The organism is Pseudomonas imrae (assembly GCF_046352735.2).
GTDB lineage: Bacteria > Pseudomonadota > Gammaproteobacteria > Pseudomonadales > Pseudomonadaceae > Aquipseudomonas > Aquipseudomonas imrae.
Map to the genome: position 1 here is coordinate 72,371 of NZ_CP110853.2, position 14,357 is coordinate 86,727.

Sequence of the window (14,357 nt, forward strand, 5' to 3'; positions counted from 1 at the left end):
GGGCAGGCCGACGTTATGCCGGCAATGGCCGTTATTTTCGAGAAAAATGCGCCACCAGCTTGTCGCCGACGGTTTGCAAAATTTGCACCAGCACAATCAGCATCACCACAGTGACAACCATTACGTCGTCCTGAAAACGCTGATAACCGTAGCGAATCGCCAGGTCACCCAAGCCGCCGGCACCCACCACGCCCGCCATGGCGGTATAGCCCACCAAGGCAATGGCGGTGACGGTGATCGCCGCGATGATGCCGGGGCGAGCCTCGGGCAGCAACGCCTTGACAATGATTTGCCGGGTGGTCGCCCCCATCGCTTGCGTTGCCTCGATGATGCCGCGGTCCACTTCACGCAGAGCGGTTTCCACCAATCGTGCAAAGAACGTCGAGGCACCGACCACCAACGGTGGAATCGCCCCGGCTACGCCCAGGGACGTCCCCGTCAGAAAGACTGTGGTGGGGATCATCACGATCAGCAGGATAATGAATGGCAAGGAGCGTATCGCGTTCACCACGAAGGCCAGTACCGAATAGGTGGCTTTCTGTTCGAGCAATTGCCGGGGGCTGCACAGAAACAGCAGCACGCCCAACGGCAGGCCGATCAGTACAGTGAAGAACAGCGAAGTGCTGAGCATCAACATGGTGTCGCCGGTGGCAAGCCAGATGTCGGCCCAGTCAACCTGGTCGAAGTAGTGCAGTAAACCGTCCATTAACGCAGGATCTCCATGTGGACATCGGCCGCGGTGAAGCGAGCGAAAGCCGCCTCCATGTCACCGCCGGTAATGGCCAGGGTCAGTTGCCCGTAGGGAGTGTCTTTGATGTGGTCGATGCGACCGGCCAGGATGCTGTAGTCCACGCCTGTTTCGCGAGCGACGGTACCCAGCAATGGTGCGTAGGTCGCATCGCCCTGGAAGGTCAGGCGCACGATGCGTCCTGGCACATGCGCGAAGTCATTGCGCTGCTCGCCTTCATCGACCTGCTCGGATTCTTGCACGAAGCGCTTGGTGGTCGGGTGCTTGGGGTGCAGGAATACGTCGGCCACGCTGCCTTGCTCGACGATCACGCCAGCATCCATTACTGCCACCTGGTCACACACCCGTCGGATCACGTCCATTTCATGGGTGATCAGTACGATGGTCAGTTTCAACTCACGGTTGATCTCGGCCAGCAGTTGCAGGACCGAAGCAGTGGTCTGCGGGTCAAGGGCGCTGGTGGCCTCGTCGCACAGCAGGATTTTTGGCTTGGTGGCCAGGGCGCGGGCGATACCGACACGCTGTTTCTGGCCGCCTGAAAGCTGCGCCGGGTACTTCTTGGCGTGATCGGACAGGCCGACGCGGGCGAGCAATTCGGCTACGCGTTCATCGACTTCGCGACGGGACAACTCGCCTGCCAATTTCAGCGGCAATGCCACGTTGTCGGCGACAGTCTTGGAGGCCAGCAGGTTGAAATGCTGGAAAATCATCCCGACTTGCTGGCGGAAGCGGCGCAGGCCGTTGGCATCCAGGGCGGTGACTTCTTCACCATCGACCTTGATCTGGCCGCCAGTGGGTTCTTCAAGGCGATTGATCAGGCGCAGCAGGGTACTTTTTCCTGCACCCGAATGGCCAATCAGGCCGAACACCTGGCCGTTCTCGACCTGCAGGCTGGTGGGATGCAGGGCGGGTATATCCTTACCGGCGACCCGGTAGGTTTTATGGACGTTATGAAACTCGATCACGTAGCGAACCTTGTGGGGCGCATTGAAAAGGGATCAGCGGTTAGCCGGGCGCGCATTTTAGCCTGTCCGTATAGCGTTTCTTAGCATTTATTTCGTATTCAACCAGCGTTTTGGCAATAACGCGATCAAAGGTCATAAAAAAGGAACGGTGCAAAACCGCACCAGTCATTACTTAAGCAACTCGATTCCCCAGGTGCCGTGCCTGGGGTTTTGCTCGAACGGAGCCGGGGACCGCCTTGGCCAACGCAAACGAGGAGTTTTTGTCTGATGAGTACTAAAAAACCTGTGTCCCCGTCCAAGAGTGAATTGGCAGGCACCGACACCCTGGACCGTGGCAACACCAGCGCCAAGCTGCAAAGCTTGGAAAAATACCGCTCCGACGCCACCGGCCAGGCGTTGCGTACCAATCAGGGCGTAAAAATCGCCGATAACCAGAACACATTAAAAGTCGGATCCCGCGGCCCTTCGCTGCTGGAAGACTTCATCATGCGCGAAAAGATCACGCACTTTGACCATGAGCGGATCCCGGAGCGCATCGTCCATGCCCGGGGGACCGGCGCCCATGGATATTTCCAGAGCTACGAAAATCACGCGGAACTGACCAAGGCCGGTTTTCTGCGTGACCCTGGGCATAAAACCCCGGTCTTTGTGCGCTTTTCCACAGTACAGGGCCCTCGTGGTTCGGGTGATACCGTGCGCGATGTGCGCGGTTTTGCTGTGAAGTTCTTCACAGAAGAAGGCAACTTCGACCTAGTGGGCAATAACATGCCGGTGTTTTTCATTCAGGATGCGATCAAGTTTCCTGACTTCGTGCATGCCGTAAAACCTGAGCCACACAACGAGATTCCTACCGGCGGCTCAGCTCACGATACATTCTGGGATTTTGTTTCGCTGCAGCCGGAATCGGCGCACATGGTGATTTGGGCTATGTCTGACCGGGCAATTCCAAAAAGCCTACGGAGCATGCAGGGGTTTGGCGTGCATACCTTCCGCCTGATCAATGCACAAGGTCAGTCCAACTTCGTCAAGTTCCACTGGCGCCCGACCGCAGGCACCTGTTCGCTGGTGTGGGATGAGGCGCAAAAACTGGCAGGTAAAGACACTGACTACCATCGTCGCGATCTCTGGGAAGCCATCGAGAGTGGCGATTACCCGGAGTGGGAACTGGGCGTGCAGGTTATTCCTGAAGATAAGGAGCACGCGTTCGACTTCGACATTCTTGACCCTACCAAGCTGATTCCCGAGGAACTGGTGCCGATCACCCCGCTGGGCAAGATGGTGCTTAACCGCAACCCGGACAACTTTTTTGCCGAAGTCGAGCAGGTTGCGTTCTGTCCGGGGCATATCGTGCCGGGTATCGACTTTTCTAATGACCCGCTGCTGCAAGGTCGACTGTTTTCCTACACCGATACGCAGATCAGCCGACTGGGTGGGCCGAACTTTCACCAGTTGCCAATCAACCAGCCGGTGACGCCGCTCCATAACAACCAGCGTGACGCCATGCATCGCTCCATCATCGACAAGGGGCGGGCGTCTTACGAGCCAAACTCTATTGACAGTGGCTGGCCCAAAGAAACGCCTCCGGCGGCGCAGGACGGTGGTTTTGAGTCCTATCCAGAGCGCATTGACGCTCACAAGATTCGTGAGCGCAGTGAATCATTCGGTGATCACTTCTCCCAGGCGCGGTTGTTTTACCGCAGCATGAGCACGCACGAACAAGAGCACATTATTGCCGCCTACAGTTTTGAGTTGGGCAAGGTGGAGCGTGAGTTTATTCGTGCGCGCCAGGTCAACGAGATTCTGGCCAATATCGACCTGGAGCTGGCCAAGCGCGTGGCGCAGAATCTCGGGCTGCCCGTGCCCACCAAAGGTACGGTCCCGGTGCGCAAGACCAAGCCCGATCGCTCTCCAGCGTTGAGTCAGGCCAACTTGCTGCCCGGCGATATCAAGACCCGTAAAGTTGCGATCCTGGCTGCGAATGGCGTGGACGGTGCGGTTATTTCTGCGTTGAAAAGGGCGCTTGAAGCTGAAGGCGCACACGCCAAGCTGCTGGGGCCGACCTCGGCGCCGGTGACCACTGCCGATGGCAAGACGCTGCCGGTGGATGCGTCCATGGAGGGCATGCCGTCGATTGCATTCGATGCGGTGTTTGTGCCGGGCGGGGCCAAGTCGGTGCAGGCGTTGAGTGGTGACGGTGTGGCGTTGCACTACGTGCTGGAGGCTTACAAGCACCTGAAGGCGATTACCTTGGCCGGTGAGGCCAAGCAATTGTTGGATGTGTTGAAGTTGGAAACAGATGCGGGGTTAATCGTGGGCGGGGACGCCAAGGCGTTCAAGGCATTCTTTGCAGCAATTGCGCAGCATAGGGTCTGGGATCGCGAACCCAAGGCTAAGGCCATTCCGGCTTAAGCTGCGATCAATACTGCAGGAGCAGCCGGCCGGCGCTCCTGCAGTATTGGGTATCAGTTTGCCTTGCGTGGAATCAGTACGACCTGCGCCGGTATGTGTTTGAGAATCTGTCGGTGGATTTTCAGGTCGTATCCTGCATCAATTCGTTTCACCCGTTTGGTCAGCAGCGTGGCCAGCCACGGGTAATCCTGCGTGCGCGGCACCTGGATGCTGACATCGCACTGATAATTCACCACATCTGTGGCGATCGCGTCCAATTGGTCGCGAAGTTCCGCAATATCGATGAGGTTAAGCGCCACGGTGGTGCTTTCGGCCGCCGGGTCGATGACCTTGGCTGGAGGCTTTGCTTCTGCAGCTTTCAGCGCGGCTTCGGCTTTATCCAGCTCGGCTTTACGGGCGTTGACGATGGCGCTGTTGACGCCACCGGTCAATGCAGGCGCCTTGGGCATTAGCGCCCGGGCGCGGCTCAAGGCCGTTGCGGCAGCATTGACATCACCTTTTTGCAGGACGATCTGGCTGCGCTGCAAATAAGCTTCGGCCAGTTGGCGTTGGTAGGGTTCCAGCGCCGGGTCCTCTGGCGATTGGGCCTGCAAGGCGGCAAGTTGGTCTTCGGCGGTGGCCAGTTCACTGCTGGCCAGGTTTTGTTCCAGCTGTGCGATAGCCGCAGCGCGTGCATCCGCAGCCTTGGGGGCGACGGGGGGCGTGCTTTGGCAAGCGCCCAGCAGCAGGGAAAATGCGGCAAGGAGCAGATAACGGGAGGTACACGGCTTCATTCCTGCGACTCTCTAATTGCGCAAAAAACAAGCAAGTCTACACCCCACGACGGGGCAGGACAAAACTCAGCAGAAACAGGGTGGCCGCCGCGACCACAATCGACGGCCCGGCCGGGGTGTCCTTGAACCAGGACAACGCCAAGCCACCACACACCGCAAGCATCCCCAACACGCTGGCTCCGATCGCCATCTGTTCCGGAGAGCGAGCATGACGCTGGGCGGCGGCGGCGGGAATGATCAGCAGCGAGGTGATCAACAATACGCCGACAATCTTCATCGCGACAGCAATCACCACCGCAATTAGCAGCATCAGCGCCATACGCAATGCGGGAACCGGCAAACCTTCGACCGTGGCCAACTCTTCATGGACTGTGATTGCCAGCAGCGGGCGCCACAGGACCACCAGCAGGATCAGCACCACAGCGCTACCGCCGAGAATCCATGCCAGATCGGGGGGGCTGATCGCCAGCAGATCGCCAAACAGATACGCCATCAGGTCGATCCGTACTTCGTGCATGAAGCTCAGTACCACCAGGCCCAACGATAGCGTGCTGGGTGCAAGGATCCCCAGCAATGTGTCAGAAGCCAGTGGCTGGCGTTGCTGCAATGTGACCAGCAACACAGCAAGAAGCAGGCAGCCAACGGTCACCGCAATGGTCGGGCTGATATCCAGCAAAAAACCCATGGCCACGCCGAGTAGGGCCGCATGGGACAAGGTGTCGCCAAAGTAGGCCATGCGCCGCCAGACTACGAACGAGCCCAGAGGGCCCGCGACCAATGCCAGAGCCAAGCCTGCGAGCAGAGCGTAGAGCAGAAAATCAGCCATGCTTGCAGCTATCTCCGTGAACGTGGGTTGAAGGGGTACCAGGATCGTCGACGACTGCGCCATGCAGGTCGTGGGCGTGGTCATGGTGATGGTGGTAGACCGCCAGGCTCTGGGCATTCTTGCCGAATAACTCGACGAAAGCCGGGTCGCCGCTCACCTGTTCGGGGTGTCCTGAGCAGCAGACATGGCGGTTGAGGCAAACCACCTGGTCGGTGGTGCTCATCACCAGATGCAGGTCGTGGGAAACCATCAGTACGCCGCAGCCATGGCGGTCGCGCAAGCGAGTGATCAGGCTGTACAGCTCGGCTTGGCCGGCAACGTCGACGCCCTGCACCGGCTCGTCGAGCACCAGCAACTGGGGTTCGCGCAACAGGGCGCGGGCCAGCAGCACGCGCTGCATCTCACCGCCGGAGATACCCTGTATCGGGTTGTCGATGACCTGTTCGGCGCCGACCTCCTTGAGTGCTGCCAACGCGCGGGCGCGGTCCACGCCGGGTACCAGGCGCAGGAAGCGCAGTACCGACAGCGGCAAAGTCGGATCAACGTGCAGTTTTTGCGGCATGTAGCCGACCCGCAGCTTGGGTTTGCGCCAGACGCTGCCGCTGTCCGGCTTGAGCAAGCCCAGCACGGCGCGTACCAGGGTGGTCTTGCCGGCGCCGTTGGGGCCGATCAGCGTGACGATCTGCCCCGGCTCGACGCTCAAGTGAATGTTGTCCAGCACGGCTTGGCCAGCAAATGTGACACCGACCTGCTCCAGGCGAATTAGCGCAGTGCTCATCAAGCCCCCTGGCAGCCCGAGCAGATGCCGACGACTTCGACTGTTTGCCCTTCAACCCTGAAGCCGACGTCGCTGGCGCTCTTGACGATGGCGTCGCTGATGCTTTTTTGCTCAAGCTCGATGGCGGCGTGACAGTCGCGACAAATCAGGAACTGCCCCTGATGCGCATGTTCCGGATGGCTGCAGCCGACAAAGGCATTGAGCGATGCGATGCGATGTACCAGGCCGTTTTCCAGCAGGAAGTCCAGCGCGCGGTATACCGTGGGCGGCGCGGCGCGGCGGCCGTCCTGCTCGCTGAGCACGCCCAGGATGTCGTAGGCACCCAGCGGCTTGTGGCTTTGCCAGACCAGTTCGAGCACCCGGCGACGCAAGGCGGTCAGGCGCAGACCCTGCCGCGCGCACAGGGCGTCGGCCTCTGACAGCGCGCTGTGGACGCAATGAGAGTGGTCATGGGGACGGCTGGCAAGCGGTGTTTTAGGCATGAGCGGCAACAGATTTTTGTGAGAGACGTTATTATGTTACCCGTTCCTGTCGCCTTGAGTGCTCATCGTGTCCCGACTTTTTCCCGTTTTTGTCGTATTTGTCACCAGTTTATTAATTACCGGTGCCGCTCAGGCCGAGGTTCGGGTGCTCACCAGCATCAAGCCTCTGCAGTTGATTGCTGCTGCGGTGCAGGACGGCGTCGCGGTTCCGGAGGTGCTGCTGCCACCGGGAGCATCACCTCACAACTATGCGCTGCGACCTTCCGACGTACGGCGTGTGCAATCGGTGGAGTTGCTGTATTGGATCGGCCCGGACATGGAGGGCTTTTTGCCACGTGTATTGACGGGCCGTAAATTGCCGACGGTGGCGGTGCAGGACCTTCCCGGCCTGAAACTTCGTCATTTTGCCGAGGATAACCATTCCCATGGCGAAAAGGCCGACGACCATGATCACGATCATCGTCCGGGTAGCCTGGATGCGCATTTATGGCTGTCGCCGATCAATGCGCGGGTGATTGCCAGCAGGATGGCGGCGGACTTGAGCGCTGCCGATCCGGCCAACACGGCACGCTACCAGAGCAATCTGCAAGCATTCGACGCGCGTCTGGATGCCTTGGATGTGCGCTTGAAGGCGCGTCTGGCAGGGATCGCCGGCAAGCCCTACTTCGTGTTCCACGAAGCTTTCGATTATTTTGAAGAGGCCTACGGGCTCAAGCACGTGGGCGTGTTCAGTGTGGCCTCTGAAGTGCAACCAGGCGCCCAGCACGTCGCAGCGATGCGTACGCGTTTGCAGGAAGTGGGCAAGAGTTGTGTGTTCAGCGAGCCGCCGCTGCGCCCGCGCCTGGCGCAGACGTTGGTGGCGGGCCTGCCGGTGAAACTGGCGGAACTGGATGCGCTGGGCGGTTACGCCCCGGCCACGGCCCAAGGGTATGAGCAATTGCTGGAAAAACTGGGCAATGATCTGGCGGGATGCCTGGAATCTCTGTAACAGGGGACGTAGGCCCCCTGTGGGCGCGGGTTTGCTCGCGAAGACGGTGCGTCAGCCAACATATTCATTGCTGATACACCCCAATCGCGAGCAAGCCCGCTCCCGCATTTTGACTGTGTCCGGTCTTCAGAAGGATTACAGCGCGAACGGCAGGTGCGTACTGACCTGCTGTCGGTGTGCCAACCGTTTCTCGAACTCGGCCGGGTCGTGAATCAGCACATCCTGACCGGCGAAGGACTCAGCGGCGATCAGTCGTGACAGCCAGAACCGCACGCACGCCACCCGCAGCATGGTCGGCCACAGCTCGGCTTCCGTGGCGGTAAATGGCCGCAGGCCCGCGTAGGCACCCAACAGTGCGCGGGCGCGTTGTCCATCAATGACACCGTCAGCGTCCGAGCACCAGTCATTCAGCGCGATTGCGACGTCATACAGCATCGGCCCGGAGCACGCGTTGTAGAAGTCGATCAGCCCGGTCAGGTGCGTGCCTTCGAACATCGCGTTATCGCGGAACAGGTCGGCGTGAATGTTGGCTTGAGGCAGCGCGAGGATCTGTTCCTTATGCTGCTGGATTTCATCCAGTGCAGCTTGCAACAGGCCTTGTGGTTGGGCGTCGAGGCCTGAAATCAGCCGTGAGCCCTCGTTGAGCATCCAGTCCAGCCCGCGGTCCGTCTTGCGCTCCAGTACCTTGTCGCCCCGGGTCGCGATATGCAGGTGGCCGAGCAACTCACCTACTTGCACGCAGTGCTGGGCATTGGCGTCCTGGATGTGCTTGCCCGCCAGGCGCGGTTGTAGCAGTGCCGGCTTGCCGGCTAGGGTGCGCAAGGCCACGCCGTCGGTGGTGCGTAGCGCGTAGGGTACGGGCAGGTCGGCCTCGTGGAGTACGTCCAGCAGTTCGATGAAAAACGGCATTTCCTGCACGGGACCGCGCTCGACCAGGGTCAGGACGAATTCGCCCTGCTCCAGGCTGATAAAAAAATTGGTGTTTTCGCTACCGGCGGCAATTCCCTGGAAATCAAGCAGGCGGCCGAGCCCATAAGGGGCAAGGAAGGTTTCCAGCTCGGGCCGAGCCAGGGGGGTGAACACAGACATGGTTAAAACTGCCAGTACGGGCGCTGCGGCTGCAGCGCCAATTGAAATTAAGAAATCATTTCCATTCGAAGATCTTCCATGACGGGATCAGCATATCCGGCTGGTCCGAGCGGATGAAGTTCGCATCGGTTCCGTCTGCGCGCACCAGAAAATAAGGCGGCGCGCCCTTCGGGGTGACCTTGATTGCATACAGGAAGCCATTTTGGCGGTATTCCTGGATGGTTTTATCGCCTTCCGTGCGAATGGTGACTTCCGGATCACCCGAGGGTGCATCGTCGGCTGCCGTGGCGGCCAGCGGAAGGAATGCAATCAAACCGGTCAACAGCAGGCGATTGAATGTACGCATGATAACCTTGTCCCTTTGTTGTCATTGGTCCGGCTATTCTAGCGCCTGACCCGCCGAAAAGGTTGATCCTGCTCATGAGCCACGCCCCCCTCGTCCTGGTGGACGGTTCTTCATATCTATATCGCGCTTTCCACGCGCTGCCGCCGCTCACCACGTCCAAAGGTTTGCCGACCGGTGCGGTCAAGGGCGTGTTGAACATGCTCAAAAGCCTGCGCAAGCAGTACCCGGACAGCCCGTTCGCCGTGGTGTTCGACGCCAAGGGCGGGACATTTCGCGATGACATGTACGCCGAATACAAGGCCAACCGCCCAAGTATGCCTGATGACATGCGCCTGCAAATCGAGCCGCTGCACCAGAGCGTGATCGCCCTGGGCTTTGCGCTGCTGTGCGTCGAAGGCGTTGAAGCCGACGATGTGATCGGCACATTGGCCCGCAGCAGCGCAGCTGCCGACCGACCGGTGGTGATTTCCACCGGCGATAAAGACATGGCGCAACTGGTCGACGGGCACATTACCCTGGTCAATACCATGACCGGTAGTGCCATGGACATTGAGGGCGTAAAGGAGAAATTTGGTGTCGCTCCCGAGCAGATCATCGATTATCTGGCGTTGATGGGTGACTCCTCCGACAACATTCCGGGTGTGCCTGGGATTGGTCCCAAGACCGCATCCGGCTTGCTGGTGGGTGTAAATGGCGGTCTGAAAGAGCTTTATGAACAGCTCGATATCGTCCCGACCCTGCCCATTCGTGGCGCCAAGACCCTGCCGGCCAAGCTCGAAGAGCATAAGGAGATGGCGTTTCTTTCCTATCAACTGGCGACTATCAAGGTCGACGTGCCACTGGCAGTCGGGTTGGACGATCTGCAGCTGATCGAGCCGGACCGCGAGAAGTTACTTGAGCTGTACACCTTGCTGGAGTTCAAGAGCTGGTACGAAGAGATTGCGCGTGATGCCAAGCGCGTCGAGCTGAAATCCGCCGCCGACGTTGCGCCAGTCCAGGCGTCTGTTGCCCACGAAACTGTCGAGGTTATAGCGTCGGCAGCAGTCGAGCCTCAGTACGAAACCATCCTGGATCAGGCCCGTTTTGAGGTCTGGTTGAAGAAGCTCAACGACGCGAAGTTGTTTGCCTTCGATACCGAAACCACAGGGCTCGACGCCCATCAAGCGCAGTTGGTAGGGGTGTCTTTTGCCGTACAAGCCAATGAGGCTGCGTACATCCCGCTGGCCCATTCCTATATCGGCGCGCCGGAGCAACTGGATCGAGACACCGTACTGCTTGCACTGAAGCCACTGCTTGAGGACGCGGAAAAGCTCAAGGTCGGCCAGCACGCCAAATTCGATATGAATATCCTGGCCAATTGCTCTATCGGTGGCGATCCGGCCTGTGGGATCACCGTGCGAGGCATTGCCTTCGACACCATGCTCGAATCCTACGTGCTGAACTCCACCGCGACCCGTCACGACATGGACAGCCTGGCGAAGAAGTACCTGGGGCACGACACTGTCAGCTTCCAGGACATCGCCGGCAAGGGCGCCAAACAGCTGACTTTTGACCAGATTCCTCTGGAACTGGCCGGCCCGTATGCGGCAGAGGATGCTGATGTGACCCTGCGCCTGCACCTGGCGTTGTATGAACAGCTCGCTGCCCTGCCGAGCCTGGCCGGTGTGCTGACCGATATCGAGATGCCACTGGTGCCCGTGCTGGCACGCATTGAGCGCCAGGGGGCGCTGGTGGATGCGCAGTTGCTGGGTGTCCAGAGTATCGAGCTGGGTAACAAGATGGTTGAACTGGAACGCCAGGCGTATGAAATCGCCGGTGAGGAATTCAACCTCGGTTCGCCCAAGCAATTGGGGGTGATTCTCTACGAAAAACTCGGTCTCCCGGTGCTGAAGAAGACTGGCAAGGGCCAGGCGTCCACGGCCGAAGAAGTACTGGCCAAGTTGGCTGAAGATGATTATCCGCTGCCCAAGGTGCTGATGCAGTACCGCAGCATGAGCAAGCTGAAAAGCACTTACACCGATCGACTGCCGGAACAGATCAATCCGCGGACCCGGCGTATTCACACCTCTTACCATCAGGCCGTGGCCGCTACTGGGCGTTTGTCGTCCAGCGATCCGAACCTGCAGAACATTCCGGTACGCACCGCCGAAGGCCGGCGGATCCGTCAGGCGTTCGTGGCGCCCAAGGGCTACAAGCTGTTGGCGGCAGACTATTCGCAGATTGAACTGCGGATCATGGCGCATTTGTCCAAGGACGAAGGCTTGCTGAACGCGTTCCGTGACAATCTGGATGTCCACACGGCCACGGCGGCCGAGGTGTTCAAGGTTGAGCTGGGGCAGGTCACCTCCGATCAGCGCCGCAGCGCCAAGGCGATCAATTTCGGCCTGATCTACGGCATGGGCGCGCAGAAGCTGGGCAAGGATATCGGTGTCGATACCAAGACGGCCAAGGCTTATATCGATGTGTACTTCGCCCGCTATCCCGGGGTACGCGAATACATGGAGCGCACACGCGCCCAGGCGTCTGATCAGGGCTATGTCGAAACCCTGTTCGGTCGCCGGTTGTATCTGCCGGACATCCATTCCAACAAACCCCAGGAGCGTGCCGGCGCAGAGCGTACGGCGATCAACGCGCCGATGCAGGGCACCGCGGCGGACATCATCAAGAAGGCCATGGTCAAGGTCGATAACTGGCTGGCGGAGTCAGGCCTGGATGCCAAGGTCATCCTGCAGGTACATGACGAACTGGTCCTCGAGGTGCGTGAAGACCTGGTGGCCGAAGTCAGCGAGAAAATCCGTGAGCACATGAGCGGTGCGGCGCAACTGGATGTGCCGCTGCTGGTTGAAGTCGGGGTGGGCAATAACTGGGATGAGGCGCACTAGATGCTGGGCTTTTTGCTGCGGCGTGGCGCTGCAGCAATGTTGCATGTCAGAAACGGCCGACAGTTATTTCCAATAGTTTTCCGGGGGCCAGGAACTTAACCCCTGAAAAGCCACTCAGAGAAGTTGAATGGGTGGTGAAGCCCTTCAATGCTCCTATGTTGTGTTAAGTGTTGGCAGATATCCGGACCCCGCCCTAGAGGTCCGGAGCTTGGACCCCGAACTTCCCTCCCCATACGAAGTCCGGGGTTTTTTTTGCCTGCAGCTTTTATTCCGCCGCTTCAGAACCCTTGTCCGCCAGCTCCATCCAGCCTGCCAATACGGTATAGGCTTCTTCCAGGCCCATGCGCTTGGGGGCCGAAAACAGCTGGATGGTGATTGCATCACCCCAACCTTTACGAATTTCGGACTGCACCTTGAGCAAGGTATTTTTTGCTGCGCCGTAGGTCAGCTTGTCGGCCTTGGTCAGCAGAATATGCATCGGCATGCCGCTGGCGACCGCCCAATCGAGCATCAGCAGGTCGAAGTCGGTCATTGGATGACGGATGTCCATCATCAAGATCAAACCCTTCAAACTCTCCCGGCCGCCCAGATAAGCTTCCAGGTGGCGTTGCCAGTGCAGCTTCAGCGGGATGGGTACTTTTGCATAACCGTAGCCTGGCAGGTCGACCAGACGCCGATCATCGTCTAGCTTGAAGAAGTTGAGCAGCTGTGTGCGCCCTGGTGTTTTCGAGGTGCGAGCCAGGCTTGCATGGGTCAAGGTGTTGAGCGCGCTGGATTTGCCAGCGTTGGAGCGGCCGGCGAAAGCAACTTCAAAGCCTTCGTCGTCCGGGCATTGGTCGACTTTGGCGGCGCTGAGCATGAAGGTGGACTGTTGGCACAGGCCGAGGATGGGGTTCTTGAGTTGCATGGGATTTCCGATGTGGGCGGTGCCGGGAATGGGTGCGGCAAGTAGTGTCGTTTCCGTTTCAGTAGCGCCAGTATATAATGCCGCAGATTTTGTGTGTGCTTTGTCCCAGCGAAGGACAAAGTTCACGGGAGCGAAAGACCTTTATTGCGCATTAGAACGCAAAACGCTCTCAAACCCTGAAAAGGTCGATGTATGACCAAATGGATACTGGCTGCCGGTGTCCTGATGACGCTAAACAGCGCTCAGGCTACACAGGATCCGGAAGCTGTGTACAACCGCGTTTGCGTGGCTTGCCATGCCGGACAGTTGCCATCGGCCCCAAAACGGGGTGATCGGGCAGCGTGGGTGCCGAGACTGGCGCAGGGCATGGGTACGTTGGTGCAACACGTGACCCAGGGTTTCAAGGCGATGCCGCCGCGTGGTTTGTGCATGGACTGCAGTGCCGAGGATTACCAGGCCATCATTGTATTGATGAGCGAGTAGACCCGGTCCATAACTCTATAACCCTTAGCCGTAATTGGATTAGCTGATGAACAAATTGATCGTGAGTCTGCTGTTGACCTTGGGTATCACAGGTGTTGCCCATGCTGCAGGTGACGCTACTGCTGGTCAGGCGAAAGCCGCAGTATGTGGTGCCTGCCATGGACCGGATGGCAACAGCCCGGCGCCAAACTTTCCAAAACTGGCGGGCCAGGGTGAGCGTTACCTGGCCAAGCAGATGCACGACATCAAGGACGGCAAGCGCACGGTTCTGGAAATGACCGGCTTGCTGGCCAACCTCAATGATCAGGATCTGGCGGATATTGCGGCGTTCTACGCCAGCCAGACAGGCAGTGTGGGGGCTGCGGATCCAAAGCTCGTTGCTCGCGGTGAGAAATTGTTCCGTGGTGGCGACCTCGAGAAAGGTTTGCCGGCCTGCACGGGCTGCCACGCCCCGGACGGTTCGGGTAACGCTGCTGCGGGCTTCCCGCACCTGGGTGGTCAGCATGCCCAGTACATCGCCAAGCAGTTGACTGATTTCCGTAAGGAAGAAGCCGGCCGAGCCAACGATGGTGATGCAATGACCATGCGTACCATCGCCCGCAAGCTCAGTGATGAAGACATTGCAGCGGTGTCCAGCTACATCCAGGGCCTGCACAAGTAAGGCGTGGATGATCTGACGTT

Annotated in this window: 14 protein-coding genes; 5 read left to right on the plus strand and 9 right to left on the minus strand. The window is 59.1% G+C overall.

The window, feature by feature from the left end; genetic code table 11:
- Positions 1-31: 31 nt before the first annotated feature.
- Both OQ460_RS00350 and OQ460_RS00355 read right to left on the minus strand, forming a co-directional pair.
- On the minus strand, positions 32-706 hold the full coding sequence (locus OQ460_RS00350; RefSeq protein WP_410019973.1) for a methionine ABC transporter permease: 675 nt from the start codon (positions 704-706) through the stop codon (positions 32-34).
- A complete protein-coding gene (locus OQ460_RS00355) occupies positions 706-1,713 on the minus strand; it encodes a methionine ABC transporter ATP-binding protein (protein ID WP_410019974.1) in 1,008 nt (335 codons plus the stop codon). Before OQ460_RS00355 ends, OQ460_RS00350 begins: the two co-directional genes overlap by 1 nt.
- A 267-nt stretch (positions 1,714-1,980) precedes the next feature.
- Between OQ460_RS00355 and katE the strand changes: the two genes are divergently transcribed.
- Positions 1,981-4,122 (plus strand): catalase HPII, encoded by a 2,142-nt coding sequence (gene katE / locus OQ460_RS00360; protein WP_410019975.1) that lies wholly within the window; start codon positions 1,981-1,983, stop codon positions 4,120-4,122.
- Between the two features lie 53 nt (positions 4,123-4,175).
- Here katE and OQ460_RS00365 read toward each other — a convergent pair whose 3' ends face one another.
- From OQ460_RS00365 to zur, 4 genes are read right to left on the minus strand one after another with little or no spacing between them, the layout of a single operon-like run.
- On the minus strand, positions 4,176-4,895 hold the full coding sequence (locus OQ460_RS00365) for a PA5502 family lipoprotein (protein ID WP_410019976.1): 720 nt from the start codon (positions 4,893-4,895) through the stop codon (positions 4,176-4,178).
- Positions 4,896-4,932: 37 nt separating this feature from the next.
- Entirely contained in the window at positions 4,933-5,721 is a 789-nt protein-coding gene (znuB, locus tag OQ460_RS00370; RefSeq protein WP_410019977.1) for a zinc ABC transporter permease subunit ZnuB, read from the minus strand.
- On the minus strand, positions 5,714-6,499 hold the full coding sequence (znuC, locus tag OQ460_RS00375; protein ID WP_410019978.1) for a zinc ABC transporter ATP-binding protein ZnuC: 786 nt from the start codon (positions 6,497-6,499) through the stop codon (positions 5,714-5,716). Before znuC ends, znuB begins: the two co-directional genes overlap by 8 nt.
- Positions 6,499-6,981 carry a zinc uptake transcriptional repressor Zur gene (gene zur / locus OQ460_RS00380; RefSeq protein ID WP_410019979.1) on the minus strand — a complete coding sequence of 161 codons (483 nt, stop codon included), beginning with the start codon at positions 6,979-6,981 and terminating at the stop codon, positions 6,499-6,501. Before zur ends, znuC begins: the two co-directional genes overlap by 1 nt.
- Positions 6,982-7,039: 58 nt before the next feature.
- Here zur and OQ460_RS00385 point away from each other — a divergent pair, with 58 nt between their 5' ends.
- A complete protein-coding gene (locus OQ460_RS00385; RefSeq protein ID WP_410019980.1) occupies positions 7,040-7,969 on the plus strand; it encodes a zinc ABC transporter substrate-binding protein in 930 nt (309 codons plus the stop codon).
- A 135-nt stretch (positions 7,970-8,104) separates the two neighbouring features.
- Here the strand turns inward: OQ460_RS00385 and OQ460_RS00390 are convergent, their stop codons facing one another.
- Both OQ460_RS00390 and OQ460_RS00395 read right to left on the minus strand, forming a co-directional pair.
- Positions 8,105-9,058: a homoserine kinase gene (locus OQ460_RS00390; protein ID WP_410019981.1), complete on the minus strand. Its 954-nt coding sequence runs from the start codon at positions 9,056-9,058 to the stop codon at positions 8,105-8,107.
- 55 nt (positions 9,059-9,113) lie between these two features.
- Positions 9,114-9,404 (minus strand): DUF2782 domain-containing protein, encoded by a 291-nt coding sequence (locus OQ460_RS00395; protein WP_410019982.1) that lies wholly within the window; start codon positions 9,402-9,404, stop codon positions 9,114-9,116.
- A gap of 74 nt (positions 9,405-9,478) precedes the next feature.
- On the opposite strand from OQ460_RS00395, the gene polA reads away from it, so the two are divergent.
- Positions 9,479-12,286: a DNA polymerase I gene (polA, locus tag OQ460_RS00400; RefSeq protein WP_410019983.1), complete on the plus strand. Its 2,808-nt coding sequence runs from the start codon at positions 9,479-9,481 to the stop codon at positions 12,284-12,286.
- Between the two features lie 265 nt (positions 12,287-12,551).
- Here the strand turns inward: polA and yihA are convergent, their stop codons facing one another.
- Positions 12,552-13,193 (minus strand): ribosome biogenesis GTP-binding protein YihA/YsxC, encoded by a 642-nt coding sequence (yihA, locus tag OQ460_RS00405; RefSeq protein ID WP_410019984.1) that lies wholly within the window; start codon positions 13,191-13,193, stop codon positions 12,552-12,554.
- 192 nt (positions 13,194-13,385) lie between these two features.
- On the opposite strand from yihA, the gene OQ460_RS00410 reads away from it, so the two are divergent.
- Together OQ460_RS00410 and OQ460_RS00415 are read left to right on the plus strand one after the other, a co-directional pair.
- Entirely contained in the window at positions 13,386-13,676 is a 291-nt protein-coding gene (locus OQ460_RS00410; protein WP_410019985.1) for a c-type cytochrome, read from the plus strand.
- A 46-nt stretch (positions 13,677-13,722) separates the two neighbouring features.
- The gene (locus tag OQ460_RS00415) at positions 13,723-14,337 is read left to right on the plus strand and encodes a c-type cytochrome (protein ID WP_410019986.1); all 615 of its coding nucleotides are present in this window, start codon (positions 13,723-13,725) and stop codon (positions 14,335-14,337) included.
- Positions 14,338-14,357: the final 20 nt, after the last annotated feature.